The following is a 26,355-nucleotide window of genomic DNA, read 5'->3' as shown; positions in this document are numbered from 1 at the left end:
GCCGCCACGGCCTGCCGCGTCGGCGGCCATGGACCAGCGTATGCGCCCTGCATGCCGTCAAGGGTGCGCTACGCCGGCACGCGCGCAGCGCGCGCCGCCCTTGACCGCACTCCGGGACGGTAGAACCTCACAGCATAGCCGATGTCAAGTTTCACCGGAAACGTCATAGGGCCAGAATATCAGACGACTCTATTAGTCGACTTTCATCATGATTGCCGACCTCGCCGAGTTCGACAATTCTTTAACCTTAAACTAACGAAAGTGAAGTGATTTCGGTGCCATCATAATTTAATCCGGCCAGCGCCGGTTGATATCGACCGCCGCATCGATATTGGCAATCAGCAGCTCCACGAACACCGGATCGAGGTGCTGGCCGGAGATTTCGCGCAAGTGCGCCACCACCTCCTCCAGCGGCCAGGCTTCCTTGTAGCAGCGCTTGTGGCTGAGCGCATCGAACACGTCGGCCACCGCCACGATGCGCGCATAAATATGAATATCCGGCCCCATCAAGCCCTGCGGATACCCGCTGCCATCGAATTTTTCGTGATGCTGATGCGCGATCACGGCCGCCGCCTTCAAGATCGGCCGCGACGACCCGTCCAGGATCGACAGCCCCACGGTCGGGTGCTGCTTCATGATTTCCCATTCCTCGGGCGTGAGCTTGCCGGGCTTGAGCAGCACCGCGTCCGGCGTGGCGATCTTGCCGATGTCGTGCATCGGCGCCGCATGCATCAGCACCGCCGTTTCATCTTCCGGCATGCCGGACGCCTGCGCCAGCATATGGCACACCTGCGACATGCGGCGCACGTGGTTGCCGGCCTCGTTCGAGCGCGACTCCACCACGTCGCCCAGGCGCATGATCAGCTCGGCCTGGGTATCGGTGATCTCTTGCGTGAGCAAGATATTATCGAAAGCAATCGCCACACCCGAACAAAACACTTCGAGCAGTTGCGCATCGATGTCGGCGATTTCCTCCACCCCCTTGAGCACCAGCAAGGATGCCTTGCCGCTGTTGTTGGGGAAGTAGCCGACATAGGTGTCGCCATGCAAACGCGAAATGCGGTTGCTGTGCGCATCGTCGAGCTGGGCCATCAGTTCCGGGCCGAGCATGGTCTCGCCGATATCGCCGATCTGGGCCAGGATTTCGTATTCGCTTTCGCCGGTGATGACGCTGGCGCCGGACAGGCGCAGCAGCATGCTTTTTTCCAGCCGCAGCAGAGCCACGACTTGCTGCAGCAAGCCGCTGGCAAAGTCTTTCAGATTGCGCTGCTGGAAAATGTGCGAGGACGCCGCGATCACCCGCTCCAAGCCTTCGCGGTAATTGGCTTGCACCAGGCGCGCTTCCTCGACCTTCATGATGTCGCGGTAGGCGCGCAGGGCGGCGAAGGTGGTGGTGAACAGTTTGGTGCGGTCGAGCTCGGTCTTTTCCTTGTAATCGTTGATGTCGTAATTGACGATCACGCGCTCTTCCGGCGCCTGTCCCGGCTGGCCGGTGCGCAGCACGATGCGGGTGAACTGGTTGCCCAGGTCTTCGCGCATCCAGCGCGCCACTTCCAGGCCGCTGTCGTCGTGTTCCATCACCACGTCGAGAAACACCAGCGCGATATCGCTCTCGCGCGCCAGCACTTGCTTCGCTTCGGCGCCGGTGTAGGCGTGCAAGAAGGTCAGGGCGCGCCCGTCGAGGCGGAAGCGGCTCAGGGTCAGCTTGGTGATGTCGTGAATGTCCGGCTCATCGTCGACCAGCAAAACTTTCCATGGAGCGAGTTTGGGCGTGGCGGAGGACAGAAAGGACATGAACAAGTTCCGATACCGTTATGTTGCAAGGCAAGCGTATCGATAGCCAACAAGCTGCCGGAGACGCAGGGGGACCGTTCGATTGTAGACCGACTGCACCCTATTAACAACATGCAATACAAAACCCTGCCCGCATGCGCGACGATTGGTTCAGCGCTGTTGCAAGCGCGCCATCAGCCGTAGCGTTTTTGGCATTTCTCGCAGTAAAACGCGCGCCGTTTTGTCATCCCCAGATGTCCTTTTGAAAACGCAATGCCGCAGCGCGGACAGGTGCTCTTGCGGTGTGCCAGCCAGTGCTGCTTGAGCACGAACTGCTTTTTCCATTCAAGGAAATCGAAGCTGTATTGACGCGCCTGCTCCACCAGGGCGCGCAGCTTGGGCGCCGGCAGCGCGCCGATGGTCGAGAGTGGATGCAGGCGGATGCGGAACAGCACTTCATTCTTGATGATGTTGCCCACGCCGGCGAAGATGGCCTGGTCGAGCAGGGCGTCGCAGGCCAGCATGCCGGGCGCGGCGCGCAGCTTCTTGCGCGCCTTGGCCGCGTCCCAGGTGGGCGACATGATGTCGGCGTCCCAGTCGTAGATGGCGTCGAGGTCGGGCTCGATGTGCTTGACCGAGCAGGCGTAGAAATTCAGTTCGCTGCCATCCGTAAATTCCAGCGCCATGCGTGGCGGCTTGTCCTTGCGTTCATCGATGCGGTAGCTGCCGAACAGCATGAAGTGAATGCGCAGCACCGTGTGCGGCAATTCGATGATGAAGTGCTTGCCCCAGCTGCGCAGCGAGACGATTTTTTGCCCCTCCAGGCTGGCCAGGTCGACGGTCTTGGTGTTGCCGCTGGCACGGGCAATTTCCTTGCCGACGAAACGCGTCGTTTCTTCGCGCAGGATGACGAGCGATGGTCCTTCGGGCACGGTGATCTCCTTTTTTGCCGATTCTGGATTGAACGCGGAAAAGGCACAGTGAGGCCGCTAACATTTCGATACAAAGGGCGACAATTCATGCGCCGACGGCGTTGACAAAAGCGCGTATATTTCATGGTGAAGAAGCGCGTTGCGCATCGAAAGGATCAACATGAATACCGTATTGACGAAGGTGTTGCAAGCAGGCGCGCTGGCGGCGCTGATGGCCCTGCCGGCCAGTGCCGCCACAGCCGCGGCATCGGTCTCGTATGCCGAGCCGGACCGCTTTACCGATGTGCCGTTCGCACCGTGGGAACGCGAGCGCGTCCTCAAGCAGTTGACGGACCATTTCGCCAAGCTGGCGGCCAGCCTGCCGCCCGGGCAGGAACTCAAGGTGGAGGTGCTCGACCTCGACCTGGCCGGCCAGGTCAAGCCGAATTTTCGCGGCGGCCAGGATTTGCGCGTGATGAACGGCGGCGCCGACTGGCCACATATCCACTTCCGTTACAGCCTTGCCGAAGGCGGCAAGGTGATCAAGTCGGGTGAGGAAAAACTGAGCAATATGCAGTATCTGAACCGCATGAACCAGTACGGCAACAACGAGCTGCTGCGCTACGAGAAACAGATGCTCGACGACTGGTTCAAGCAGACGCTGGCGGCGCGCTAAGCGTCCTGCGCACTTGCCGCGCGTCAGGCGCGGCGGATCATCGGCCCGGCCCGGTGCTGCGCCCGCGCCAGCTGGCCGGCCTGCGTGAACAGGTCGCCACGGCCTGGTCCCAGCTCAGCCCGGCGGATTCCCCGTTTGCGCGCAGCATGGCCGGGCAGTTGCGCACCCACGATGACCGCGCCGATTTCCTGGCGGACGTCGACCTGGTATTGAACGGCATCGACGTGAGGCGGCGCCAGCGTAGCGGCTCAGCGGCTGGCGGCCGCCTTGGCGCGCTCGGCCAGCACATCCCGGACCGTGTAATCGGCCGGCACGGCAAACAGCGCCGGCGCCGGTTCATCGCGCTTGAGATTGGTCAGGCGGTAAGTCCGCTCGCCACTGCGCGGGTCGCTGTGCTTGCTGTACATGGTCACCTTCAGGTCCGGCGCATACCAGCTTTCGTGCGACACCACGATGGCGTTGCGGTTGCCGACTTCGCCGGCGGGAATCTCGTAGGTGCGCAGCTTGCCGTCAGCCTTGACGCCGTCGATCTCCTTGCTGCCCAGGTCGCGCGTGCTGGCCTTGGCCGCCCAGCGCACATCGCCGAAGGCGCCCGCCATGGCCGGGCCGAGGCGCGAGCCGGCCATGCTGTCGGCGATCTGGATGCGCACCTTTTCCTGGAACTGCTTGCGCTCGTCGCCGCCGGCCCGTTCGACGCCTTTGACGATCACTTCGTCGGTGGCCTCAAGGCGGCGTTCGGGCGGCTTGCCTTCGGCGCGCAATTGGGCTAACCGGGCCCGGGCCGCGGCGCGCGCCGTGGCGCTCGGGTCGGCCACCCTGGTCGCCGTTTTCTGGTGCGGGTTGAGGATGTAGGTGACGCCGTCGGCCGGCTCGTACAGGGTGATGGTGCGCACCTCGCCGCTGGCGTCGCGGATTTCCTGGCGCGTGCGGCCGGCGCTGTCGCGGTAATTCATGGAAATGCTGGTGCGGCTGATCTCGTTGCCATCGGCCAGGCGCTGCAACTGCTCAAATACCGCTTCGGCGCTGTACGGCGCGTTCTTGACGGCCTTGCCGTGCATCGGCATCAGCGGTCCGATAAAGCGCAAGGGATCGGGGGGCGTGGCCACGGCGGCTTGCGCCGCGGGCAGCAGCGCGCTGCCGATCAGGACGGCGAACAGGAGTCGGGTCGTGTGCATGATGGTTCCTTCGAGGTTGAATGGGATTACTGTGAACTCAGGCGCAGGGCCAGCGGCACGCCGTCGGCGCCCACCAGCATTTCGGCACGCACCGAGTCGCCCGCCGTGTCCGGGCTGACCGGCACCCCGAGCGCCGCCAGTTCGGTACGCGGCAGGCTGGTTTCGAGCATGCGCGGGTTCGGTTCCTGTTCGATCCGTTCCTGCGATACGAGGGCGATGAAGGCCAGGCCGTCGTCAGGGTGCGCCAGCGGCGCCTGGCCGGCGCCGCCGGGCAGCGGGACGCGCAGGACCAGCACGGCCAGCAGCGCCGCCGTGGCGCCGCCCAGGCTGCCCGCCAGGCCCCATTGCGCCGGCGACAGCCGCTGGTACCAGCGCTTGCGCGCAAACTGCGCGGCAAAGGCGGCCATCAGGGCGTGTTCCACTCGCGCGGGCGTGCTGCAAGCGGCGCTGGCGCTGCGCAAGGCGGCCAGCGGGGCGGCCAGGTCGGGGTCAGGGAGATCGTGGTTCATGGCGCTCTTTCGGCAATCAGTCATGCAGGGCGGCGGGACGGTGCGCCGCCAGCCGTTTGGCCAGCGCGGCGCGCCCGCGCGAGAGGCGCGAGCGCACGGTGCCGATATCGATCTGGCAGATGGCGGCAATCTCCAGGTAGGACATGTCGTGCAGCTCGTAGAGGATGACGGCGTCGCGGTAGTGCGGCGGCAGCAGGCTCAGTGCGCGCCGCACCTGTTCGGCCAGTTCGTTGTCGAGCAGGCGTGCCAGCGGTTCGCCTTCGTCGCTGCCGGCCTCGAACGCGCTGTCGTCATCGTCGCCGGCATCGGGCAGGCTGGCCAGGCGCAGGCGCGGCTGTTCGTGCTTGAGGATCAGCTTGCGCGCCACGCCGAACAGGAAGTGCAGCAGCAGCCCGCGCAGCGGATCGTAGCGCAAGCTGCCGGTCAGTAAACCCATGAACACTTCCTGGACGATGTCGGCCGCCGTGTCGCCCGAGCCGGTGCGCAGCAGGGCGAAGCGGTACAAGGGCGCCTGGTGGCGCTGGTACAGGGTGTGGAATGCCGCGCCCGCGCCATTGCGCAACTGGTGCAGCAGGTCGGTGTCGGAAGGTGTGGGCGGCATCGTCATGGTGGTCTCGTCCCTGTATTGCCGCCCGCGGACGAAAAAGTTCCAACTATTTTTTAATCGATCCAGTTCACGCGCGGGAATTTGGCGCGGAAGTCGTCCGGCATCGTCACCACTTGCGTGGTCTTGTAGTTGAAGAAGACAAAACCGGACTTGGCCATGGCGATCTGTTTCTTGTCGCGCGGACGGGTCACGCGGAAGATCAGGTCGCCGCCGTATTTGTTGAAATCCATCACGCCGACCTCGAACAGCAGCTGGTCGCGCGCGTGCGCTTCGGCGCGGTAGGTGGTGGCGAGGTCGGTGACGATGATGCCGGTGCCGTCGCGCTCGGTTTCAGCGACGCCGAATTCGTACAGGAAGCGTGCCCGCGCCTCGGAAATCATCGAAATCATCGAGTCGTTGCCGAGGTGGTTGGCGCCGTTGATGTCGGTCACGCGCACGGTCAGCGGGGTCGTGTAGTAATACTGCTCTTCCGGAAAATCGAGGATCAGGCGGGCCATAGGGGTACCGGTTCGTAATGGACGGGGCAAACGCCGATTTTAGCGCGTCATGCCCCGCCCGGTCGATTTGTTACCGCGCCGGCGAGCGCGTCAGCTAGCGCATCGCCTGGCGCATCGCCTGGCGCGTCGCCTAGCGCGTCGCCTGGCGCGCCGGCTACCGCGCTGTCTTACGGCGTGCCCGCGCGCACGATCCGGTAAACCTTGCCGCTCGCAGCGATCAGGTACAGCTCGCCATTGCCATCCTGGCCGAACGATTGCACGCCGTCGATGTCGGGGATGGTCCAACTGGTCTGTTCGGTGACGCTGTGGTCCTTATACAGGAAGCTCTTGAGGTAGCCGCCGCAATAATCGGAATAAAAGTAGCGCCCCGCCAGTTCGGCAATCGCCTTGCCCCGGTACACATAGCCGCCCGTGATCGAGCAACCGTTGACGCTGCCGTGATCGTACTCGAAGGCGGGCATGGTCAGCCCGGATTTGTTGCAGATGGCCGCGTTGTAGCAGAGCGACGCTTCCATGATGTTCCATCCATAGTTCAGGCCGCCCTGGGATACGGCGGCGATATCGACTTCCTCGCGCCTGGACTGGCCGACGTCGGCGATGTACAGGCGCTCGGCGTCGAAGGCATAGCGCCATGGATTGCGCAGGCCGGACGCCCAGATCTCGGCGCGGCGCCCGGACTGGCCGGCGAAAGGGTTGGTCGCTGGAATGACGTACGGCTGCGCGCCGCGCGCATTGGCGACGTCCAGGCGCAGCATTTTGCCGAGCAGGAGAGTGAGGTTTTGCGCATTGCCGTTGGGGTCGCCCGCGCCGCCGCCGTCGCCCGTGCCCAGGTACAGGAAGCCGTCCGGGCCGAAGCTGACCAGGCCGCCGTAATGGTTGGTGGCGCCGGGGTGGGGGATGCGGATGATTTCCAGCACCGCCGATGGTTCGGCCAGGTTGCGGTTGGCGGCGGACACGCTGTGCCGTTCGATCACGATGTCGTTGCCGGCGTCGGTGTAATAGATGAAGAACCAGCCGTTGCTGGCGTACTGGGGATGGAAGGCCATCGACAGCAGGCCGCCTTCGCCGGTGACGGCGACCCGGTTGCGGATGTCGAGGAAGGGCGTGCCCAGCAGTGCGCCATCCTGCATCACCAGGATGCGACCGCTGCGCTCGACGATGAACTGGCGCGCGTCGCCGGCTGGCGCGGTAAGGAACACGGCGCCGCTCACGCTGGCCACTTCGCGTACGGCCAGCGCCAGGGTGCTGCTGCTGTAGCTGACGTTGACCACGGCGGTGGCGCCATCGGCCACGGTGGCGCTCTGGACCGGGACGGCGGCGCTCCAGGTCATGTTGCCGCTCAGGATGCTGTTGGCGCTGACGGTGTAGCTGCCGGGGGCCAGGCCCGACAAGGTCTGGCCGCTGCCGATGGTTTTTGCGTAGGATGCCGGGCCGCTGATGCGCACCGCCGCCGGCAGCCCGGCAGGCAGGTTGGCCAGGTTGACGCTCAGGGCGCCGTTGCCGGCCGGGCGCTTGCCGCCATCCGAGCCGCCGCAGGCGGACAGCAGGAGCATGGCAAGCGCGGCCAGGACGGTCCGCAGGTGGGGTGTGGGCATGTCATCCTCCGCAGTGTCTTGAGCGATTGACAATACGGGCCGTGCCGGCGGTGGTCTGTGCGCCATCGCACGCCGTTCAGCGGGCAGTGGCGGTAGCAGGGGTGCCGCTGCGCACGGCTAACTGATAGAACAGGAGCGAGGCCAGCGAGCAGCCCAGCAGCAGCGAAAACAGCATGGCCGGCGAGGCTTGGAACTGAAGCAGGGTCGCGATGGCGATGGGGCCGGCGGCACGCGACAGCAGCGCCGGCCCGGCCAGGGCGCCGGAAATGGCGCCATAGTTGCGCGCGCCGAACAGGATCTGCGGCAAGGTGCCGCGCACGATGGTCAGGATGCCGTTGGACAGGCCGTAGAGCACGCAGAACAGCGCCACCGCCGCCTGGTGCTGGCCCCAGAACAGCACGGCGAGCAAGGCGCCGGGCAAGAGCGCGAAGCAAAAAGTGCCGCTCGCTTGCGGGCGTGCGTGGCGGGCCAGGCGCATTTCGCCGATCCGGCCGGCGACCTGCATCGGCCCGATCAGCGCGGCCATCCACACCACGCTGGACAAGGGGTGGCCGTAGGATTGCAGGATGGGAATCAGGTGCGCCGACAGCGCCGAGAAAATGAAACTGTTGGCCGAGAAGGCAAAGGCGAGCTTCCAGAAGGCGGGATGGCGCAGCGCCTGGGCCAAGCTGAAATCGGTGCCCGTGGCGGCGGGTTTGCGCACCTCGGCTGCCTTGCTTGGCGTGCCCAGCAACAAATGCAGCGGCAGGCACAGCAGCAACTGGAGCAGGCCGTAGGCCAGGTAGGTGCTGCGCCAGCCGGCGCTGCCGTTCAGGTGCACCGTCAGGGGCCAGAACACGGTGCTGGCGAAGCCGCCGAACAGGGTGATGGTCGAGATCGCCTTGCGCGCGCCGATGCCGAACAGGCGGTTGAGGGTGGCGAAGGCGGCCTCGTACAGCACGGCCGGCATGGCCGCGCCGAGCACGGTCCAGGCCAGGTAGTAGGCGCTGGGGCCCCGCGCCTGGCTCAGCAGGATGAAGCCGAGCCCGCACAGCAGCGAGCCGCCGGCCATGACCAGGCGTCCGCCGTGGCGGTCGATCAGCATGCCGGCCGGGGTGGCGGTGAGGCCGGCCACCAGCAGGCACCAGGAAAACGCGCCGAACACGGCGGACGCCGGCAAGCCCAGCTCGCGCGCAATGTCGTGGGCCACGACGGCGAAGGCGTAGTACAGGGTGCCCCAGGATAGGATCTGGGTCGCGGCGAGAATGGCGATGGTCTTGACGGGGCGGAGAGGGTGGTCCATGGCGTGGCGTGCTTGCGCGTGGTTGGCGCAAGGGCGCATCCGGCAATTGTACGAGCAAGCTGAAAATATTGCTGACGGTCATGTTATTTCCGCGAATGAGGGCTGCTCAGGCGCTCGGCGGCAGCCGTCCGTACAGCAGCGCCTCGAACTCGTCCGCCGGCAGCGGTACGCCGAACAGGAAACCCTGGCCGTAATCGCAGCCGGCGCGGCGCAAGATCTCGTATTGCTGTTCGGTTTCCACGCCCTCGGCGATGACTTTCAGCCCCAGCTTGTGCGCCATGACGATGATGGCCTCGCACAGCGCCACGTTGGCCGCGTCGTGCTCCAGGTTGTAGACGAAGGACTGGTCGATCTTGAGGAAGTCGAGGTTGAACTTGCGCAGATAGGACAGCGAGGAATAGCCGGTGCCGAAATCGTCGAGCGAAATCTTGATGCCGGCCTGCTGGAAGGCCAGCAACAGCCTCGTCACCGCACTGTTGGAGGCCAGCAGCAAGCCTTCGGTGATTTCCAGTCCCACGGCGGGCGGGCCGGTGCCGCCGGTGAGGTCGATGGCATTGTCGGTCAGCCAGTGGCGGCAATTGTCGCCATTGGTGTGATAGAACTGGGCCGGAGACACGTTGACGTTCACCGTCAGCTGCTGGTCGACGCTGCGCCAGCGGCGCGCGTGCTCCAGCGCCTTGCGAAATACCCAGTTGCCGATCGTGACGATCTGCCCGGTGTGCTCGGCGATGGGGATGAAGTCGACCGGGCTGACCGCCCCGCGCGCCGGATGCTGCCAGCGCACCAGCGCTTCGGCCTTGCGGATGCGGCCGTCGTGCATGTCGATGATGGGCTGGAAATGGACCGCCAGCTGGTCTTCGGCGATGGCCCGGCGCAGCTCGTTGCTGATCGCCATGCGCGCCTGCGCCGCCTCTTGCATGCTGGGCGTGAAGTAGGTGAAGCGGTTGCGGCCGTTGTCCTTGGACTGGTACATGGCCTGGTCGGCGTTGCGCAGCAGCTCGCCCGCGCTCTGCGCGTCGCGCGGATACAGGGTGATGCCGATGCTGGCCGAGATATACGCCAGTTCGTTTCCGAGCAGGAAGGGCTTGGCCAGGTCGTTGCGGATTTTCTGGGCCACGTCGGTGACCGTGTCGACATTGTTCAGTTCGCTCAGTGTGATGGTGAATTCGTCGCCGCCCAGGCGTGCCACGGTATCGCTCTCGCGCACATAGGTTTGCAGGCGCTGGCCGACCTGCTTGAGCAGCATGTCGCCGACCTGATGGCCGAGCGTGTCGTTGATTTCCTTGAAATGGTCGAGGTCGATGAACAGCAGGGCCAGGGGCAGGCCGCTGCGGTGGGCTTTTTTGATGTCCATTTCCAGCCGGTCCTGGAACACATTGCGGTTGGGCAGGCCGGTCAGGCGGTCGATATTGACTTCGCGCAGGGCTTGCTCGACCAGCTGGCGGTCGCGCACTTCGGTCGAGAGCGAATAGGCTTGCTGCTGCAAGGAGGCGATCGTGCGCTGCAGCATGTGCACACTGGCCGCCGGATCGTAGCTCTCGGCCGGCAGCACGTGGCTGTGCAGGGTGCACACTTGGTTGAACATGGGCGCGTCGGCGACGGCCGGAAAGGCGTTCAGCGGATAGGCGCACAGCAGCTCGAAATCGAACTGGCGCTGCAGGTTGTTGAAGAAGCGCTCGACGCGGAGGGCGGCGTCGTGCTTGCCGACGGCATTGAGCGAGCAGTGCGAGGTGGCGCACAGGATCGCCACCATTTCGCCGAACACGCACACGCGCCCGCGGTGCTGCTCGCTGGCCTTGCGGATGACGTCGCCGATGGCGGTGCGGAAGCGGCGCTCGTCGGGCATGCCATTGTCCATGAACATGGGCAGCATGTGGTCGGCGTGCAAGGCCAGGTAGCTGCCGCCGGGGTTGTGGCCCTGCGCGTCGACCAGCCCGCGCGCGAACAGGCTTTCGTGCAGCATGTCGAGATGGCCACTGGTGGCGATGGCGATGCCTTGGTCGCCGCGTTCGAGGGCGTCGCCGATGTAGTCGGCCAGGCCCTTGATGAGAAAGACGTCGTCCTCGTAAAACTGGACCAGGTGATCGTTCATGCGCTGCGTGCAGATGGGTGACTGAACTGGTTAGACGCCGCCTTGCGCAATAGGTTCCGGCGCCGGCCTGGAAAGGTCAGCGCGCCAGCCCGGCCGGCAGCGTGCGGCAAGGCCTGTCGATGGGAGCGGGAGCGAGCGGGCGCGCACGCACTCACGCGCAGGCTGTCACGCCATGGCAAGGATGGCAAGCAGGCGGCGCGAAAGCGATGGCAAGGAATTAAGTCGGGGCGGCGGCGCCGGCGCTGCGGCGCGCGCCCTTCAGTGACTTACCAGCGGCGCAGGCGGCCGGTATCGAGGTGGACGAATTGCGAATCGGGGTAGTAGCCGACGCCGCCGCCGCGCGCGTTGAGCGCCGCCTTGTGCACATGCGCCAGGCTCTGGCCCGGCATGCGGATGTCGATGGCCTTGCCTTCGAGGTGCATGCTGTGGCGCGCCACGCCATCGCTGGCTTCGGCCAGCATCTGGTTGGTTTCGGGCGAGCGGTAGCCGGAAATGACGTGCAGGACCGGGTCGCGCCCGAGCTGGGTGCTGACCCGGTTGAGCAGCACCAGCAGTTGCGGGTCGATGTGGGCCACCGTGTTGTTGCGGTGGTCGCGCAACAGTTTGTTGATGTCGGTGAGCGATTCGGGCAGGAACTGGCCCTCGGCCCAGAACACGCTGCGCAGGCTTTCACCCGTGTGGGTGTTATACAGGCGCAAGGTGCGTTCGCCTGGTACAGCCTTGGCGGTGCGGGCCATGGCGGGAAGACTCAGTGCCGATGCCAGTACAACCGAACTCTTCAGAAAGGAGCGGCGTGGGTTCATGATCGATCCTTACGCTTATAACGAATACCCATGATACACACCCTTGGCGCCGCGCGCACGCAATTACGCGCGCAAACGGAAAAAGAGTCAAGTACAGCTAACACAAACAATGTTGGCAAATGTGGTGAAATTGTCACGGACCATTTTGGCATCTTTTCATAGAGGAAACGAAACAAGCTTTGGTGAAATGATTAAAAATATGAATTATTTACGTTGAGATTATTGCTACAACAATTATTTCCTTTGCTATAGTCTTTTGCACTTTTAAGAAAAGTAGCAAGCAGGCACCTCGACCTGTACGCCCATTGATCGAAATAATTCAAACATAAGGCAAGAGATGAATCGCACAGTCACCCCGCTGGGTACCCCACGGCGCGCCACCCGCGCACTCCACACGATCGCAGCCGTAGCCGCCCTGATGAGCGCGCTGCCGGCCATGGCCAGTCCTATCACCTTCGAATCGGTCCAGCCGAACGCCCTGGTCAACGGCGAATCGGTCAGCGAGGGCGGCTACAACATGTTGATTCTCGGTAGTCCGATTGCCGATGAGCTGAGCCTGACCGGCCCGTTCGCCGCCATCGCCAACAGCAACGATCCGGATACCTGCTTCTCGATCGGTTGCCCGGCTGGCGCCAGCGGCAATTTCCTTGCAGTTATCAACGATGGCGGCGTGAAATTCACGCGTTCCGGCCACCAGTTCCAGATCGGTGGCCTGAGCCTGGCGTTCCTGCCACCGGTTAGCATCCCTGACGGCAACTATGGCTTGCTGCAATTTTCCGGCATCCGTGCCGACGGCACCGTGGTGTCGAGCACCTCGGAATTCCCCGGCCAGAACGGCGGCGGCAGCTTCACCTTCGGTTCGGCCCTGATCGACCAGAAATTCCGCAATGAAGTGCTGACCAGCCTGACGGTCAATGCCTGCCTGTTCGACGGCAATGGCGGCTGCTACAACTCGCTGGCCAATCCGGCCAACGGCCAGGCCCAGTTCGCGCTGGACGATATCAGCTTCAACGCCGTGCCGGAACCGGGATCGTTCCTGCTGGTGGGCCTGGGCATCGGCGCCATCAGCCTGACGCGCCGCCGCAAGGCTGGCAGCACCCCATCGACCCCGGTTACCCTCTAAGCACGCAAGGAATTCCAATATGACACTCCGCCCTGTTTCCCTTGCCGTCATGCTGATGCTGGCTGGCCTCGCCACCACCACCTCCGCTGACGAAGTACGCCGTTCCTACATCGTGCAACTGGTCGACAAGCCGGTCGCCACCTACACCGGCCAGGTGGCCGGCCTGGCCGCCACCAAGCCGGCCGAAGGCCAGCGCCTGGACGTCGACGCGAGCGATGTGCAGAACTACATCAGCTACCTCGAAACCAAGAAATCGAAAGTCCTCAGCGGCGTCAACGCGGCCCAGGTCACCCACAAGTTCAACGTCGTCTTCAACGGCTTTTCGGCCATGCTGACCGACGCCGAAGTGCGCGCGCTGAAAAAAGATGCGGGCGTGGCCAACATCACGGCCGACTCCATCATGCAGATGGACACCAACTACACCCCGACCTTCCTCGGCCTGGATAAAGCCGGCGGCCTGTGGGAACAGGTTGGCGGCAAGGTTGCCGCGGGCGAGAACATCGTCATCGGCATCGTCGACAGCGGCGTGTGGCCGGAAAATGCCTCGTTCGCCGACAAGGTCGACGCCAACGGCGTGCCGAGCCACTCGGGCACCACCCTGGCCTACGGCGCGCCGCCGTCGACCTGGAAAGGCAGCTGCGACACCGGCGAAGGCTTCGCCCTGACCAACTGCAACAACAAGCTGATCGGCGCGCGCTACTTCAAGTCGCCTACCCAGGCCCTGCACTGGACCGAATTTAGCTCCCCGCGCGACTCGGTCGCCGGCGCCGAAGGCCATGGCGGCCACGGTACCCACACCTCGACCACCGCCGGCGGCAATGCCAACACCCCGATCGTCAATGGCGCCTTGACCCTGGGTCTTGCCAGCGGCATCGCGCCACGCGCCCGCATCGCCTCGTACAAGGTGTGCTGGACCGACGCCGCCTCCGGCAAGAACGGTTGCGCCACCGCCAACAGCGTGGCCGCGATCGAGCAAGCCGTCAAAGACGGCGTGAACGTGATCAACTTCTCGATCGGCCCGAACGCCGGCGGCGGCGCTTTCAACGAAGCGACCGAAGTGGCCTTCCTCGGCGCGGCCAGCGCGGGCGTGTTCGTGGCAGCCTCGGGCGGCAATTCCGGCCCTGGCGTGGCCACGCCCGCCCCGGTATCGCACATCAGCCCATGGCTGACCACGGTCGGTAACTCTTCCCACAACCGCCTGTTCGTCGGTACCGCCACCCTGGGTAACGGCACCAAGCTGACCGGTTCGTCGAGCAATGCCTCGACCGGCTCGGCACCGCTGATCCTGGCGCGCGACGCCGGCCTGGCCGGTGTCGATCCGGCCCTGCCGAAACTGCTGCAGTGCTTCGGCGCGGCCGATGGCGAGCAGCCGCTGATCGACCCGGCCAAGGTGGCCGGCAAGATCCTGGTGTGCGACCGCGGCGCCAACGTGCTGGTCAACAAGAGCCAGAACGCCAAGGATGCCGGCGCCGTCGGTGCGATCATCGCCAACGTCGTCGTGACCAACAACGCCATCCTCAACCAGTCGCATGCACTGTCGACCGTGCACCTGCCGGTCGCTGAAGGCACCACGCTGAAAAGCTACATCGCCGCCAATCCGACCAGTGCCATCGCTTCGCTGGGCGACCTGAAAGGCGTGGTCAATCCGAACGTGGCGGCACCGGTGATGAGCGGCAGCTCCTCGCGCGGACCGAACGTGGCCAACGCCAACATCCTGAAACCGGACGTCACCGCACCGGGCAGCGACGTGCTGGCCGGCGTCACCGCCGACCTGACCCGCGCGCAGCGCGATGCGATTGCCGCCGGCAATCCGTCGACCATGTCCGACTGGGCCTTCTACTCGGGTACCTCGATGGCCAGCCCGCACGTGGCCGGCCTGGCCGCGCTGCTCAAGCAACTGCACCCGACCTGGTCGCCAGCGGCAATCAAATCGGCGCTGATGACCAGCGCCGGCAGCACCCAGCCGGACGGCGTGACCGCGGGCGTGAAATGGGATACCACCGCCAAAGCCACCGGCACCTTGCCATGGGGCCAGGGCGCCGGCCACGTGACGCCGAACGGCGCCGCCAATCCGGGCCTGGTGTACGATGCCAGCGAGATCGACTACGCACGCTTCCTGTGCGGCCTGAATGCCGGCGTGTACAGCGCCGCGACCTGCCAGGCGATCGGCACCATCCAGCCGTACAACCTGAACCTGGCGTCGCTGACCGCCAGTAACGTGCTGGGCAGCCTGACCCTGAGCCGTACCGTGACCAACGTCGGCACCACCGCCGCGACCTACAACGCCACGGCCAGCCTGCCTGGCTACAAGGTCGAGGTGCAACCGCCGACGCTGACCATCGGCGCCGGCCAGAAAGCCAGCTTCAAGGTCAAGGTCACCCGCATCGATGCGCCGGTCGATACCTGGACCTACGGCAGCCTGGTCTGGTCTGACGGCGTGACCAACGTGCGCAGCCCGCTGACGGTGCGCGGTTCGGCCCTGGCGGCAGCGGCGTCGGTGTCGAGCGAATTTGCCACCGGCAGCAAGCTGATCACCATCGGTACCGGCTTCACCGGCGCCATGACGGCGGTCAAATCGGGCCTGCTGCCTGCGGTCGTGGAAACGCGCACCATCGGCGAAGCCGGCACCGACGCCGATATCTACCAGGCAGCTTGCCTGGCCGGCGGTGGTCCTGGCGTGAACGTGCACACGGTCAACGTGCCAGCATCGACCATGGCAGCGCGCTTCTCGCTGTTCAACGACGACACCAGCGGCGGCGCAGCATCCGACCTGGACCTGATCGTGGTTGGCCCGAACGGCGCCATCACCTCGAGCGGCAACGGCGGCTCGAACGAGCGCGTGCAACTGGTTTCGCCAGCAGCGGGCGCCTACAAGGTGTGCGTGATCGGTTACGAGCCAGCCGGCGGCGAAGCCGAGTACAAGCTGTCGTCGTGGGTCTTGCCAGCAGGCGCCACCAACGGCAACTTCAAGGCACTGGTACCGGCGTATTCGTATGTCGGCGGCACCGGCACGGTCAGCATGAGCTGGTCGGGCCTGGCGGCCAACCAGCGTCACCTGGGCGCACTGCGTTATGTGGTGGCAGGCGCTACCCAGGGCATGACGATGGTTGAAGTCAATACCGACGATCCGCTGCCACAGTTCGACGCTCCGCGTCGCGCCGCGCCACTGGCGAAGTAAGCTTGGCACGAGCAGGCGCGCCGCCCGGCGCGCCTGTGAAAAAAGGCTGCGGCATTCTTGCCCGCAGCCTTTTTTTATGGAGCGCCGCTGTTGCAGCGGCGCTATCGGTCAGCGCGCGTCGACCCCGCCCAGGCCGCGCGCTTGCAGCACGCAGCGTCCGGCGTTGCAGGTCGCGCCCGGGTCCTGTTCGACCGAGCAGGTCGACATCATGCCGCTTTTCTCGTTCACTTTCTTTTCGGCGGCCGCCTGTTCGGCCGCCAGCCGCGCCAGCAGTTCACCGTTGCTGCGCTTGGTCGACCATGGCAGGAAACCGGCCGGTCCGCCGCAGGCCTTGCTGCCGACCGGCAAGGTACGGCACTGGCTGGCGTTGTCGCAGGCGGCGTCGCCAATCTCGGCCGTGATGCGCGCGCCGAGCGAACTGGCCGTATCGCTGGCAGCGGCCGGCGCCGGCTTGGCGGGCGCGGCCGATGCGGCCGATGCCGTCGCGGACGTGTTGGACGGTCCGCCGCAGGCGGTGCCGGAGGCGATCAGCGCGGCTGCGAAGCACAGGCGCAAGAAGGAGGAGGGGATATGTTTTTTCATGCTCCCATCATCCCGGATCGATGCCACCTTGGCAAGCGTGGCACGATTCGCCGCTGCTTGGCGTCAGTTGCGTCCCGCCATCACGCCGCCATCCACATCCCACACCGCGCCCGTGACCCAGGCTGCGTCGTTCGACAGCAGGAAGGCCACTGTGTGCGCGATATCCTGGGCCGTGCCGATGCGTCCGATCGGGTGAAAGCCGTTAAAGCCCGCCAGCGCGGCCGCCACCTGGTCCTTGGGAATGAAGCCTTCGTACACCGGCGTGTCGACCACGGCCGGCGAGACGGCGTTGACGCGGATCTTGTGCTGCGCCAGTTCCAGCGCCAGGTGCTGGGTCAGCGCATGGATGCCGGCCTTGGCCATCGAATAGGCCGACGACGGCGTGGCGGCAACCGCCTGGCGCGCCCACATCGAGCCGATATTGACGATCGCCCCGGGCGCACCGCGCGCCACCATGGTGGCCACCACCGACTGGGTCAGGAAGAAGATGCCGCGGTTGATCGCCTGGTACTGGTCGTAGTCGGACGCGCCGTGCTCCAGGAACGGCTTGGGGAAAAAGATGCCGGCCGCGTTCAGGATCAGGTTGATGTGCGGATGGTCGGCGGCCAGTTGCTGGCGCAGGCGCGCCAGGTCGGCCGCGTTGCCGATGTCGCCGGCCAGGGTGTGCACGCGGCCGGGGGCGTCGAGCTCGTCGGCGGCGCGCGCATTCTTGGCCGCGTCGCGCCCGAGCAGCACTACCGCGCCGCCGCCGCGCAGCACCAGGCGGGCCGAGGCCAGCCCCATGCCGCTGTTGCCGCCGACGGCGAGAAGGGTTTGTCCTGCAAAGGTGGTGTTCATATGATGCCTTTCTATACCAACTAGTTGGTAGGTTATTGTTGCCAAAAAAATGCCGGCCAATGCCGGCAACCGGGATGCCGGATCAGACCAGCATGTTCGATACATAAGTGGTGCCCGCCAGGGCCGGGCTGGCGTCGCTGCCGAAGCCGCGCCCGACCATCATCGCCCCTTCCAGCGCGCTGAGCAGCCCGTAGGCTTGCGCATCGGCGCCGCCGCGCACGCGCAGCAGGCCGGCGCGTTCGCCCTCAAGGATGGTGTTGGCCAGCCAATCCAGGTTGAGCTGGAAAAACGCGCGCACTTCGAGCGCCAGCTCGGGCGACATGGCCGCCGCTTCCGCGCCCAGGATGCCGCACACGCACAGGCGCCGGTCTTGCTGGTAGGTGGCCGCGAACAGCTCGCCGTAGCGGGCCAGGCGCGCGGGCGCGTCCTCGCCGGTCTCGTCGATGGCGCGCAGCAGGGTGGCGAAACGGTCGCCATAGCGCTGCACGATGGTGTGCACCAGATCGGCCTTGGTGCGGAAATGGTGATGGATGCTGGGCTTCTTGATGTCGATTTCGCGCGCGATGTCATCGTACGAAAAGCCGTTATAGCCGTACTGCTGGATCAGCCGCTGGGCCGCGTCGACCACCCGCTCGGCCGAGGCCGACAATGTCGCAAATCGTTTTTCCACCTTGCCTCCACGCACCTACCAACTAGTAGGTTTGAATCATGCCCAAGGTCTGGCGCGGCGTCAAGCGTTTTTGGCGCAGGCGCTCGGCTGGAGCACCGGCAAGGCGGTCAGGCGCGGGACGAGGAATTCGATGCAGGCGCGCAAACGCGGCGCCATGTGGCGCGCGCTCGGCACCAGCAGCTGCACCGGCAGCGGCGCCGGTTCGTAGGCCGGCAACAGGCGCACCAGAGTGCCGGCGGCAAGCTGCTCGGCCACCTGGTAAGAGAGCGGACGGCCGATGCCGCGCCCGGCCAGCACCGCCAGCAGCATGGTGTCGATTTCGTTGACGATCAGGCGCGGCGCCAACCGTACCGCGAATTCGCGCCCATCCTCCAGAAACCGCCATTCGGTGCCCGCGCGCTGCTCGGAAAAGATGATGTCGTGGGCGTCCAGTTCGCGTGGGCTGGACGGCGTGCCGCGCCGCGCCAGGTAGGCCGGGCTGGCCACCAGCATGCGCCGCACCTGGCCCACCTGACGCGCCATCATGCCGGTATCGGGCAGGGGACCGATGCGCACCGCCAGGTCCAGGCCGTGCTCGATCATGTCCAGGTTGCGGTCGTTGAACACCAGCTCGACCTGCAGGGCCGGATGCAGGTCGAGGAAGTCGATCATGGCCGGGGCCACGTGGCGGCGCCCGAACACATTCGGCACGGTGATGCGCAGGCGGCCGCGCAGGGGCGCGTTGTCATCCTCGCGCACGGCATCGTCGTAGTCGGCCAGCACGCGGCGCGCCATTTCGGCCAGGCGCAAGCCCGCTTCGGTGGCGGCCAGGCGGCGCGTGGTGCGCTCGACCAGGCGCGTGCCGACCCGCTCCTCCAGCGCGGCCAGGGCGCGCGTGACGGCCGGGGCCGAGCGGCGCAGGCGCCGTGCCGCGCCGCTCAGGCTACCGGCGTCGAGGATCGCCACGAAAATCTGCAACTCATCAAAACGGTCCATGCATTCTTCCACCAATTGAAATAATCATTTTCAATTTACCACTATTCTCATTAAAGCGTGCAAGGGATAGCATACATTTCCTCTTCCACTTTTTGAATCGAGATGCCATGCAAGCCACTTCCCTGATCCTCCACGGCCTGACGGTGTCGGGCCATGTCCACCGCGTCGAGCTGCTGCTGCGCATGCTCGACCTGCCGTTCCGCTTCGTGCCGGCGCCAGCCGAGGTGCGCGACAGCGCTGCCTTCCGCGCGCTCAATCCGCTCGGACAGATCCCGGTGCTGCAAGATGGCGAGCTGGTCATCAACGACAGCAATGCGATCCTGGTCTACCTGGCCAAACGTTATGCGCCCGGGAGCGACTGGCTGCCCGAGGATCCTGCCGGCGCGGCCGCCGTGCAGCGCTGGCTGTCGATCGCGGCCGGCGAGCTGGCCTTCGGCCCGGCCAAGGCGCGCGCCAACGCGCTGTGGAATGTCCCGGCCGACCTGGTCCAGACCAGCGCCGTGGCGCAGCGCCTGCTGGCCTTCATGGACCAGCATTTGACAGCGCACAGCTTCCTGGCGGCCGGGCATGCCACGCTGGCCGACCTGGCCTGCTACAGCTACGTGGCGCACGCGCCGGAAGGCGGCATTTCGCTGGCGCCGTATCCCGCGCTGCGCGCCTGGCTGGCGCGAATTGAAGCCTTGCCGGGGTTTGTGGCGCTGCCCGCCTCGCCTTTGCCGGCCGCCGCATGAACACGCCATTCCACGAAGGCGAGCTCAGGGCGCAGGCGCTCGCTGGCGTGAGCAGTTCGGGGAACGGCATCCGCGCCTTCATGCCGGACCAGCACCGCGACTTTTTCGCGGCGCTGCCGTTCGTGCTGGCGGGAACCGTTGACGCCGATGGCCGTCCGCGCGCCCGCGTGCTAAGTGGCAAGCCGGGGTTTATCGACAGTCCCGATCCGGCCACCCTGCGCATTGCCGTGGACGACAGCGGCATGCAGGCCGGGCAGGCGCTCGGGCTGCTGGGGCTCGACTTCGCCACGCGCCGGCGCAACCGCGCCAATGGCATGGTGCGCAGCGTGGGCGCGGGCGAGTTGCTGATCGAGGTGCGCGAGAGTTTCGGCAACTGCCCGCAGCACATCGTGCTGCGCGACGTGCATGCGGTAGCGGCTGTGCCGGCGGTGGTGCGCGAGTTCGACGGGCTGGATGAGCGCGCCATGATCGCGCGCGCCGAGACCTTCTTCATTGCCACCAGCGGCGGCGCGCACGGGGTCGACATCTCGCACCGTGGCGGGCCGATGGGTTTCGTGCGGATGGAAGGCGACACCTTGATCGTGCCCGATTTCGGTGGCAACCGGTTCTTCAATACCCTGGGCAACTTGCTGCTCGACCCACGCGCGGCACTGTTGTTCATCCATGACGAGACGGGCGCCGTGCTGGAGCTGGAAGGCCGCGCGCGTATCGTGTGGGAGCAGGGCGCCGCGGTGCCTGGACAGGCGGGTGGACGCCACTGGCGCTTCACAACGGAGCGCGGGCGCATCAGCCAGGGCGGCTTGCCTTTGCGCTGGAGGCGCTAAAGCAAGCAGCCCGAGCCCGCGACGGCCTGCGGCTGGCGCTGGCCGCCGGTTCAGGCGGCCTGGGGGACCTTAACGGGAAACGTTCATCTGGAACACTGCCACGACCGGTAGACGGCCCTGGTAGTTTTCATTCAAGCAGGTAATTTTCCACTCATAGCTGCCCGGATCGAGGCGAACATTACCCCAGTTAAACGAGGGCGCCATGCGCGCGACGTTGTACCAGCCGTATTGCCGATCCTGAAACTCTTGCCTGCGGCGCGCCCCCAGGCTGCAGTAGGTCGTATTGGTGCTGTTAAACGCCAGTGTAAATGCTTGCGCGGTTGGAATCGTACGCACTTCGCCGCTACGCAGGGCGGCGCCATCGACGATGAAGTTGGCGCTCGGGCTTGGCGGCATCGGGGCGATCTGCGCTGACGCGAGCGCGGTGCCGGTCATGCCGTTGGCACCCGTGCAGGTCGCTTCCCAGCGGTATAAGCCGGGATTGAGGCGGACCGGCCCACCCCAGTTGTAGCGCACCCCGACGCTCGGTGCGTGATACCACAGGCTGCCATTGACATATCCCTTGATGGCGCAGTTCTGGGCGCCGACCGAGTCGAAAGCGAGGGGAAAATTAGCGTCACTGTAGATCGGTGCTTGCGGCGACATGCCAGCCACCCCAGGCGCCGGACTGGACGGGAGGGTGCCGATCTTGAATTCGACGGTCGGGCGCACCGCGTAGCCTTGGCCGCTCAGACTGACGGTACGCACCGCCACCCCGCCACTCGTGGCGCCGCCGCTCACCAGACGCGCGCGCACCGCCGTTTCTACCTGGCTTGGCGTCACCAGGGCCGGATTGGTCCTGATCAGATAAGCCGCCATGCCGGCCACGTGCGGCGCCGCGAAGGAGGTGCCGTCGCCTTGGGCATAGGTCGCCGTGTTGCCGGTCATCCAGGTGGACTTGATGTTCTTGCCTGGCGCCCATGCATCAACGCAGGACCCGAAGTTCGATCCGGGCTCGGGCCCGAAAATGCTGGTGACGGAGGGCTTGGGGGCGTTCATCGCCATGCCGCCATTGAGCGGCTGCACCGGCTGGCCATTGTTGTCGATCGCGCCGATGACCATCGCGCCGTCGGCGGGCAGTTTGTCGTTAAAACTGTAACTGCATGCATCCAGAAACTGGTTGCCGGCCGATTGGACGAAAAACGCACCGGGATAGCCTGTGGCCGGGTTCGGTGTGATCAGCGCACGGATACTCTCTTTAACGCCGATGATGGTGTCGATCATCGGGATATTCGTGGAGAAGTTGACGACGCCGATCCTGCGCCTGCCTTGAATCTGGCGCTTGACTTCTTCCATGGCCGCGATGATGTTGGCGGCGCTTTGACTTCCGGGGGAGCAGGTGCTGTCGCCGTAGGCCAACGAAACCAGGCTGACGCCGGCGTCGACGCCGGTGACGCCGAAGTTGTTATTGATGGCTGCGGCAACGCCTGCGACGAACGTTCCGTGCTTGTATTTGCCGGTGATGCATTCGTTGTTCGTCGCCCAGCGGTTGTGGACATTCAGGTCGGGATGAACGTCGATGCCGGTGTCGACGATATAGATGGCCACGCTGTCGTCCGCAGTGGCAGCCTTCCCGCCGCCGACTGCCTGTATGCCCCATGGCAAGGTTGCGCTGCCGACCGCTACGTCGTCCCAGACCCCGCCGGCACTGGTATCGACCTGGACGTTGGGGCTGACCGCCTTGATGCGGCTGTCGCGGCTCAGTTGCTGCACCTGTTGAGGCGTCAGAAATGCGGCGAAGCCCTGAATCGTCCGGCTATACAGATGGGTTGCCTTGATTTGGTGAACCTGTTCGGTCTCGCGCAGCAACTGGAGGACTTTCGGATCATGCGACGATTCAAAGCGGGGATCGGGCGCAGTCTGGTTCAGGTACGGTTGCGATGCGCCATCGGCGAAGGTCACGATATAGTGAATGTTACCGGCGGCATCCTTGAGCGGCTGCGCGGCCTTGGCGCCGTTGCGGTCCGCCTGTGCGCGGCTCATCGCTTGTTCCGGCATGTTCATCTTGGGGACGATGGCGCGCTGTTCCGGCGGAACGGTGACGATCTTGTTGTCAGCCGCCTGCGCAGCGCAAGTGGCTGCAAGCGAGGCGATAGCGCTGGTCATGACGAGGGTAAACAGGGTCTTGCCAAATTGTTTGCTCATTCGTTTCCTTGTGGTGTGTGGGACATGCGCGGGCCCGCACTCCCGGCATCTTGCGATGCAAGGGGTGCGGAAGAGTTAATTATAACACAACTCTTTGCTAAATAGTCATTGTTTTGATATTGATAATTCAGCGTTGTGCAACTGCGCGTTGCGCCGGTCGAGGAGGGCTTGCGTGCCGCGGGAACGAGGGCAATGGCCGCATCATGCGCGCGCGGAGATGGTGCGACAGGAGGGCGCGGCCGGGGGGGGCTTCGTCATGGTCCTACCGGATGACGTGTCGGCCGGCCTGCCGTGGCCCATGCCGAAGCCGTTGATCCGGGTGCTCAGGCTGGCCGCCGAGATGCCCGCCGCCGGGCGAACAAGGTGTCGCCCTGGTTCACGCGGTGAGCTTGGTCGAAGTCGACGGCGGACTTCTCATGGGGGGCGCCGGCCCTTCGGCGGAGCACCGCATTTGACCCCGGTTTGCCAGGCTTGACCTGGTTTTGCAGCGCGCTTGGCGCATGGTTTTTTAGGTCGGCGAGGCAATGCCAATATACTGTCCGGCATGGAAAACAATCACCTCGTGTTGCGTGAAATAATCGATCTGTTCGTTGAACCGTCGCGCAAGGCGCGCTTTGTCTATTTATGGGAAAAACCGAAACGCCGCGCCCAGCTGCTCGACGAACTGCTGCATGATGCTGGCTACTTGCGGTACGACCGCAGGCAGGAACTCGATCCGCCCTTGTCCGATCCCGACCAGTTGCTGGCGCTGATGCGCAAGAAGGGCGCCGGCAAGACTTGCCACGCCTTCGGCTGCTCGGAATTCGATGGACTGGAAACCGACTTGCGCGCAGCGCTGGCCGAGGTGGCCGGGCGCATGTGCGAGGTGGTCCTGTATTCACGCCAGGCGCAAGTGGCGTTCGTGGAAGAGCATGACGGGTATCAGTTCATCCTGTCGGTGAAGTGATGCCCGCCGCCATGCCCGATCAGAACTTGTAACGCAGCCCGGCCAGCACTTCGCGTCCGGTCACGTTGTTGACCACCACGCTGTTGCGCGCGCGGCTGGCGAACTGGTCGTTTTCCTCGTTGGTGAGGTTCACGCCTTCCAGGGTCAGCTCCAGCTTCTCGTTGACCTTGTACGATACCGACACATCGACGTTGAAGGTCTTGTTCTTGCCTTCGACATCGTTGTTGTTCTGGCCCGGCACGCGCGTGACGAATCCCGACCGCTGCGAGGTCGAGACGCGTGCGCTGAACTTGCCGTCGTCGTAATACAGGGTGGCGTTCCACGATTTCGGCGACAGATTGAGCAAGTCGTCGGTGACGGTCTGGTTGCTGGCCGGCGAAACCGCGTAATCCATTTTCGATTTCACATAGGTGTAGTTCAGCAAGCTGCCAAAGTTGCGGCCCCAGCCCGGCAGGAAGGTGAACGGTTGCTGGTAGTTCAGTTCCAGCCCGCGCAGCTTGCCGCCTTCGGTATTGATCGGCGCGCTGAACTGGAACACTTCCTCGCCCGTGAAATTGGTCGGCAGCAGCGCCAGCGGCAAGCCGGTATCCTTGAACTTCACGTCGTTGCGGATGCTCTGGATGTAGGTGGCGATGTTCTTCTGGAACAGACCCAGGCCGATGAAGGCGATCTTGTCGAAGTACCACTCGAAGCTGGTGTCGAAGGCATTGGCGCGGAACGGCTTGAGCATCGGATTGCCGCTGGTGATCGACAAGGTGCCGGTGGTGGCCACGCTGCCGCCCAGGGTCAGGTTGGCCAGCTGCGGGCGCGACATCACCTTGGCGGCTGCGGCGCGCAGGATGACGTTCTTGGTGATGCTGGCGGCGATGTTGAACGACGGCAGCACGTCATGGTAGTCGTTGTCGACCGTGACGGCGGTGCCATTGCCGACGGCCTGGTAGCCGGTCGAACTTTGCTGCGTTTCGACATAGCGCACGCCCAGGTTGCCGCGCAGCGGAATACCGCCCAGCTCGCTCGTGAACTCGCCCATCAGGAACAGGCCATTGTCTTCTTCCGTCACCGAGCGGTTATTGCCGCGCGCATTGGCGTTGGTGATCGACGACAGGGTGAAGTCGCCAGGGCCGCCGGCCGGGCCGCTCTTGATGCAGTTGCAGTAGATTGTGGTTTTTATGGGGTTGCGGCCACGTTTACGGTGACCGGATTACCCGCGCGCGCCGCCGCCGCGACCAGGTAGCGTTCCCAGTCCTGACCCGTGAGGATCTCGCCGGAACGGCTCCACGCCGCGCCCGCGTAGTAGCGCAAGGGCTTGCCCGAGGCGACCGGCGCCACCACCAGATGGTTAAGCGGGTCTTCGGTAAAGCCGCTGGCCGACGGCAGGATAACGGCGCTGCCCATGGCGCCATTGCTGGCCTGGCCGACCCATTGCATCAGGATGCCGGGCGCCTTGTTGCTGACGGCAATTTGCGGGGTCTGGCCCTTGTCGGTCGGGGTCTTGTTCAAGCCCACGGCGATGTCGATGCCCGGCTTGCCGGCGAAGGTGAACGTGCTGTCGATGCGGTCCAGGTAGTGGCCGGCGTCGACCGTGAAGCGCTTGACCTCGGATACGGCGCTGCCGCCCGCATCCCAGCTGTCATAGCTGAGCTCGAAAACGGCGCGCACCGGACCGTTGGCCAGCACTTTCCAGCCGGTGAAGTTCTTGCTGGTGAACAGTACGGTGCCATCCCACACCCCGGTCCCGCCGGCGCCGCGCGTCTTGCCGACGTTGTACATGTCCATGCCTTCGCCTTCATCCTTGTGATAATGGTCGTGGCCCTTGTTGTACCAGCGCTCGACGACTGGATACGGCACCCGCTTGAACCACAGGTCGAGCCCGCTTGTGACCAGCACTTCCTTGCCGCTGCCGGCCGGGGCCGGCGCGCCCAGGGCCGGGCCGTAGGTGCGGTGTGCCAGCTTGTCGTTTTCCCAGGCGAAATCGTCCAGCCGCTCCGGCACGAAGCGGGCCAAGGCTTTCACCGGAAACGGCGGCGCCACCGTGTCGATTTTTTCGACCGTGAAGATGGCGCGCTTTTCGCCGGCTGCAAAGCTGTGCTGGAAAATCAGTTCGCCGTAAGCGATGCCGGTGTTTTTCGGGTCCTTGGCCAGCGGCGCGACATTGGTCACCTGGTAAGGCAGGACGCGGCCGGCCGCATCCTTGACGGCGATGCGCTGGATCAGCGCGCCGGGCAGGGCGCGGTTGATCTCGCTCCACGGCAGGACGATGGTTTCCGACGGCCGTTCGATGTCGAGCTCATGGCTGACCGTGATGGTGGCCGCGGGGCCGGCCTGGACCAGCGGGGAAGCCGCCGCGGCGGCCAGGGTAAGGATGGCGAATGATGGGGACATGGC

At 65.0% G+C, this 26,355-nt stretch carries 23 protein-coding genes; 6 read left to right on the top strand and 17 right to left on the bottom strand.

Annotated features, from left to right (window positions below):
• Window positions 1-288: 288 nt before the first annotated feature.
• Window positions 289-1,794, bottom strand: coding sequence for a response regulator (locus F2P44_RS20825; RefSeq protein ID WP_167088958.1), 1,506 nt, complete (start codon window positions 1,792-1,794; stop codon window positions 289-291).
• A 173-nt stretch (window positions 1,795-1,967) separates the two neighbouring features.
• The gene (locus F2P44_RS36615) at window positions 1,968-2,705 is read right to left on the bottom strand and encodes a DNA-formamidopyrimidine glycosylase family protein (RefSeq protein WP_167088957.1); all 738 of its coding nucleotides are present in this window, start codon (window positions 2,703-2,705) and stop codon (window positions 1,968-1,970) included.
• Between the two features lie 160 nt (window positions 2,706-2,865).
• Here F2P44_RS36615 and F2P44_RS20815 point away from each other — a divergent pair, with 160 nt between their 5' ends.
• Window positions 2,866-3,360: a DUF3016 domain-containing protein gene (locus F2P44_RS20815; protein WP_167088956.1), complete on the top strand. Its 495-nt coding sequence runs from the start codon at window positions 2,866-2,868 to the stop codon at window positions 3,358-3,360.
• A gap of 248 nt (window positions 3,361-3,608) precedes the next feature.
• Here F2P44_RS20815 and F2P44_RS20810 read toward each other — a convergent pair whose 3' ends face one another.
• The 8 genes from F2P44_RS20810 to mepK form a co-directional block, all read right to left on the bottom strand.
• Entirely contained in the window at window positions 3,609-4,535 is a 927-nt protein-coding gene (locus tag F2P44_RS20810; protein ID WP_167088955.1) for a hypothetical protein, read from the bottom strand.
• 26 nt (window positions 4,536-4,561) lie between these two features.
• Complete coding sequence (locus F2P44_RS20805; RefSeq protein ID WP_167088954.1) at window positions 4,562-5,044, bottom strand: hypothetical protein; 483 nt, start codon at window positions 5,042-5,044, stop codon at window positions 4,562-4,564.
• Between the two features lie 16 nt (window positions 5,045-5,060).
• Window positions 5,061-5,651, bottom strand: coding sequence for an RNA polymerase sigma factor (locus F2P44_RS20800; protein WP_167088953.1), 591 nt, complete (start codon window positions 5,649-5,651; stop codon window positions 5,061-5,063).
• Between the two features lie 53 nt (window positions 5,652-5,704).
• Window positions 5,705-6,148: a thioesterase family protein gene (locus tag F2P44_RS20795; protein WP_167088952.1), complete on the bottom strand. Its 444-nt coding sequence runs from the start codon at window positions 6,146-6,148 to the stop codon at window positions 5,705-5,707.
• Between the two features lie 167 nt (window positions 6,149-6,315).
• Entirely contained in the window at window positions 6,316-7,743 is a 1,428-nt protein-coding gene (locus tag F2P44_RS20790; protein ID WP_167088951.1) for a PQQ-dependent sugar dehydrogenase, read from the bottom strand.
• A gap of 76 nt (window positions 7,744-7,819) precedes the next feature.
• Complete coding sequence (locus F2P44_RS20785; RefSeq protein ID WP_167088950.1) at window positions 7,820-9,025, bottom strand: MFS transporter; 1,206 nt, start codon at window positions 9,023-9,025, stop codon at window positions 7,820-7,822.
• Window positions 9,026-9,131: 106 nt separating this feature from the next.
• Complete coding sequence (locus tag F2P44_RS20780) at window positions 9,132-11,117, bottom strand: putative bifunctional diguanylate cyclase/phosphodiesterase (protein WP_167088949.1); 1,986 nt, start codon at window positions 11,115-11,117, stop codon at window positions 9,132-9,134.
• Between the two features lie 266 nt (window positions 11,118-11,383).
• A complete protein-coding gene (gene mepK, locus F2P44_RS20775) occupies window positions 11,384-11,920 on the bottom strand; it encodes a peptidoglycan L,D-endopeptidase MepK (protein WP_167088948.1) in 537 nt (178 codons plus the stop codon).
• A gap of 337 nt (window positions 11,921-12,257) precedes the next feature.
• Here mepK and F2P44_RS20770 point away from each other — a divergent pair, with 337 nt between their 5' ends.
• Window positions 12,258-13,043, top strand: coding sequence for an NF038120 family PEP-CTERM protein (locus tag F2P44_RS20770; protein ID WP_167088947.1), 786 nt, complete (start codon window positions 12,258-12,260; stop codon window positions 13,041-13,043).
• Between the two features lie 19 nt (window positions 13,044-13,062).
• Window positions 13,063-16,221 (top strand): S8 family serine peptidase, encoded by a 3,159-nt coding sequence (locus tag F2P44_RS20765; RefSeq protein ID WP_167088946.1) that lies wholly within the window; start codon window positions 13,063-13,065, stop codon window positions 16,219-16,221.
• 108 nt (window positions 16,222-16,329) lie between these two features.
• Here the strand turns inward: F2P44_RS20765 and F2P44_RS20760 are convergent, their stop codons facing one another.
• From F2P44_RS20760 to F2P44_RS20745, 4 genes are all read right to left on the bottom strand, one after another.
• Window positions 16,330-16,803 carry a hypothetical protein gene (locus F2P44_RS20760; protein WP_167088945.1) on the bottom strand — a complete coding sequence of 158 codons (474 nt, stop codon included), beginning with the start codon at window positions 16,801-16,803 and terminating at the stop codon, window positions 16,330-16,332.
• A gap of 63 nt (window positions 16,804-16,866) precedes the next feature.
• Window positions 16,867-17,640 (bottom strand): SDR family NAD(P)-dependent oxidoreductase, encoded by a 774-nt coding sequence (locus tag F2P44_RS20755; RefSeq protein ID WP_167088944.1) that lies wholly within the window; start codon window positions 17,638-17,640, stop codon window positions 16,867-16,869.
• A gap of 82 nt (window positions 17,641-17,722) precedes the next feature.
• Window positions 17,723-18,310 carry a TetR/AcrR family transcriptional regulator gene (locus F2P44_RS20750; RefSeq protein ID WP_370662728.1) on the bottom strand — a complete coding sequence of 196 codons (588 nt, stop codon included), beginning with the start codon at window positions 18,308-18,310 and terminating at the stop codon, window positions 17,723-17,725.
• 60 nt (window positions 18,311-18,370) lie between these two features.
• On the bottom strand, window positions 18,371-19,285 hold the full coding sequence (locus tag F2P44_RS20745; RefSeq protein WP_167088943.1) for a LysR family transcriptional regulator: 915 nt from the start codon (window positions 19,283-19,285) through the stop codon (window positions 18,371-18,373).
• Window positions 19,286-19,392: 107 nt separating this feature from the next.
• On the opposite strand from F2P44_RS20745, the gene F2P44_RS20740 reads away from it, so the two are divergent.
• Window positions 19,393-20,016 (top strand): glutathione S-transferase family protein, encoded by a 624-nt coding sequence (locus F2P44_RS20740; protein ID WP_167088942.1) that lies wholly within the window; start codon window positions 19,393-19,395, stop codon window positions 20,014-20,016.
• Window positions 20,013-20,840: a pyridoxamine 5'-phosphate oxidase family protein gene (locus tag F2P44_RS20735; RefSeq protein ID WP_167088941.1), complete on the top strand. Its 828-nt coding sequence runs from the start codon at window positions 20,013-20,015 to the stop codon at window positions 20,838-20,840. The genes F2P44_RS20740 and F2P44_RS20735 overlap by 4 nt, the downstream gene beginning before the upstream one ends.
• Window positions 20,841-20,909: 69 nt before the next feature.
• On the opposite strand, the gene F2P44_RS20730 is transcribed toward F2P44_RS20735, so the two are convergent.
• Window positions 20,910-23,024 carry a S8 family serine peptidase gene (locus tag F2P44_RS20730; protein WP_167088940.1) on the bottom strand — a complete coding sequence of 705 codons (2,115 nt, stop codon included), beginning with the start codon at window positions 23,022-23,024 and terminating at the stop codon, window positions 20,910-20,912.
• 562 nt (window positions 23,025-23,586) lie between these two features.
• Here F2P44_RS20730 and F2P44_RS20725 point away from each other — a divergent pair.
• Window positions 23,587-23,970, top strand: coding sequence for a hypothetical protein (locus F2P44_RS20725; RefSeq protein ID WP_167088939.1), 384 nt, complete (start codon window positions 23,587-23,589; stop codon window positions 23,968-23,970).
• A 19-nt stretch (window positions 23,971-23,989) separates the two neighbouring features.
• Here the strand turns inward: F2P44_RS20725 and F2P44_RS20720 are convergent, their stop codons facing one another.
• A complete protein-coding gene (locus tag F2P44_RS20720) occupies window positions 23,990-25,066 on the bottom strand; it encodes a TonB-dependent receptor (protein WP_370662729.1) in 1,077 nt (358 codons plus the stop codon).
• 71 nt (window positions 25,067-25,137) lie between these two features.
• Window positions 25,138-26,352 carry a DUF4861 family protein gene (locus F2P44_RS20715; protein WP_167088938.1) on the bottom strand — a complete coding sequence of 405 codons (1,215 nt, stop codon included), beginning with the start codon at window positions 26,350-26,352 and terminating at the stop codon, window positions 25,138-25,140.
• Window positions 26,353-26,355: the final 3 nt, after the last annotated feature.

Source organism: Massilia frigida, from assembly GCF_011682175.1.
In the GTDB taxonomy this organism is placed as follows: Bacteria; Pseudomonadota; Gammaproteobacteria; order Burkholderiales; family Burkholderiaceae_D; genus Telluria_A; species Telluria_A frigida.
This window is presented reverse-complemented; position numbering and strand designations above follow the sequence as displayed.

Coding starts and splice junctions, on each gene's coding strand:
- F2P44_RS20825 (WP_167088958.1), bottom strand. CDS start 1,794: ATGTCCTTTCTGTCCTCCGCCACGCCCAAACTCGCTCCATGGAAAGTT.
- F2P44_RS20815 (WP_167088956.1), top strand. CDS start 2,866: ATGAATACCGTATTGACGAAGGTGTTGCAAGCAGGCGCGCTGGCGGCG.
- F2P44_RS20810 (WP_167088955.1), bottom strand. CDS start 4,535: ATGCACACGACCCGACTCCTGTTCGCCGTCCTGATCGGCAGCGCGCTG.
- F2P44_RS20805 (WP_167088954.1), bottom strand. CDS start 5,044: ATGAACCACGATCTCCCTGACCCCGACCTGGCCGCCCCGCTGGCCGCC.
- F2P44_RS20800 (WP_167088953.1), bottom strand. CDS start 5,651: ATGACGATGCCGCCCACACCTTCCGACACCGACCTGCTGCACCAGTTG.
- F2P44_RS20795 (WP_167088952.1), bottom strand. CDS start 6,148: ATGGCCCGCCTGATCCTCGATTTTCCGGAAGAGCAGTATTACTACACG.
- F2P44_RS20790 (WP_167088951.1), bottom strand. CDS start 7,743: ATGCCCACACCCCACCTGCGGACCGTCCTGGCCGCGCTTGCCATGCTC.
- F2P44_RS20785 (WP_167088950.1), bottom strand. CDS start 9,025: ATGGACCACCCTCTCCGCCCCGTCAAGACCATCGCCATTCTCGCCGCG.
- F2P44_RS20780 (WP_167088949.1), bottom strand. CDS start 11,117: ATGAACGATCACCTGGTCCAGTTTTACGAGGACGACGTCTTTCTCATC.
- mepK (WP_167088948.1), bottom strand. CDS start 11,920: ATGAACCCACGCCGCTCCTTTCTGAAGAGTTCGGTTGTACTGGCATCG.
- F2P44_RS20770 (WP_167088947.1), top strand. CDS start 12,258: ATGAATCGCACAGTCACCCCGCTGGGTACCCCACGGCGCGCCACCCGC.
- F2P44_RS20765 (WP_167088946.1), top strand. CDS start 13,063: ATGACACTCCGCCCTGTTTCCCTTGCCGTCATGCTGATGCTGGCTGGC.
- F2P44_RS20760 (WP_167088945.1), bottom strand. CDS start 16,803: ATGAAAAAACATATCCCCTCCTCCTTCTTGCGCCTGTGCTTCGCAGCC.
- F2P44_RS20755 (WP_167088944.1), bottom strand. CDS start 17,640: ATGAACACCACCTTTGCAGGACAAACCCTTCTCGCCGTCGGCGGCAAC.
- F2P44_RS20745 (WP_167088943.1), bottom strand. CDS start 19,285: ATGGACCGTTTTGATGAGTTGCAGATTTTCGTGGCGATCCTCGACGCC.
- F2P44_RS20740 (WP_167088942.1), top strand. CDS start 19,393: ATGCAAGCCACTTCCCTGATCCTCCACGGCCTGACGGTGTCGGGCCAT.
- F2P44_RS20735 (WP_167088941.1), top strand. CDS start 20,013: ATGAACACGCCATTCCACGAAGGCGAGCTCAGGGCGCAGGCGCTCGCT.
- F2P44_RS20730 (WP_167088940.1), bottom strand. CDS start 23,024: ATGAGCAAACAATTTGGCAAGACCCTGTTTACCCTCGTCATGACCAGC.
- F2P44_RS20715 (WP_167088938.1), bottom strand. CDS start 26,352: ATGTCCCCATCATTCGCCATCCTTACCCTGGCCGCCGCGGCGGCTTCC.